Raw genomic sequence first — 617 nt, 5'->3', positions numbered from 1 at the left:
GGCGGATTCAACCGGTCGTCGCAACACCGCATTTTTGAACGGATTTCAGGTACTCGTCCAGAGCTTCAGCCGGCGTCTTCCAGCCGAGCGTTTTCCGGGGCCTGGTGTTCAACGTATTGGCAACGGCTTGAATCTCTTGAGCGCTCCACCGGGATAGGTCGGTGCCCTTTGGGAAGTATTGTCGTAGAAGGCCGTTCGTGTTTTCGTTCGTGCCACGCTGCCATGGGCTGTGCGGGTCAGCAAAGAAGACCTTCACGCCGGACTCGACTGTGAAGCGGGCGTGATCGGACAGTTCCTTGCCGCGATCCCAAGTCAATGATCGCCACAACTGGGCGGGCAGGTCCGCCACGGTCTTCTTGAGCGCGTTGGCCATCGTGACAGCTCCGTAGCCAGCCAGCGGGGGACCATTTTTCGTGCTTGGAATCAGTCCGTAGCCTTTCTCCCGAGGCAGGTGCACGAGCATGGTAAAACGGCTCGATCTCTCTACGAGTGTCCCGATCGCGGACCGGTTCAGGCCGATGAGCAGGTCTCCCTCCCAATGGCCCGGCACAGCACGATCCTGCACTTCTGCTGGGCGACTGGAAATCATCACGTCCTCGCTGACATGCGCCCAAGCC

1 protein-coding gene is annotated in these 617 nt (G+C 59.8%); it reads right to left on the bottom strand.

Translation table 11 applies throughout. The features are described from left to right. Positions 1–7 precede the first annotated feature (7 nt). Positions 8–617: IS30 family transposase (locus tag WS62_RS08875; protein WP_156440915.1), on the bottom strand; the 610-nt coding region annotated here is incomplete at its 5' end.

Source organism: Burkholderia sp. ABCPW 14 (assembly GCF_001523835.1).
Classification (GTDB): domain Bacteria; phylum Pseudomonadota; class Gammaproteobacteria; order Burkholderiales; family Burkholderiaceae; genus Burkholderia; species Burkholderia mayonis.
The sequence above is the reverse complement of the archived record's forward strand: the minus strand, read 5'-3'. Positions and strand labels throughout refer to the sequence as shown.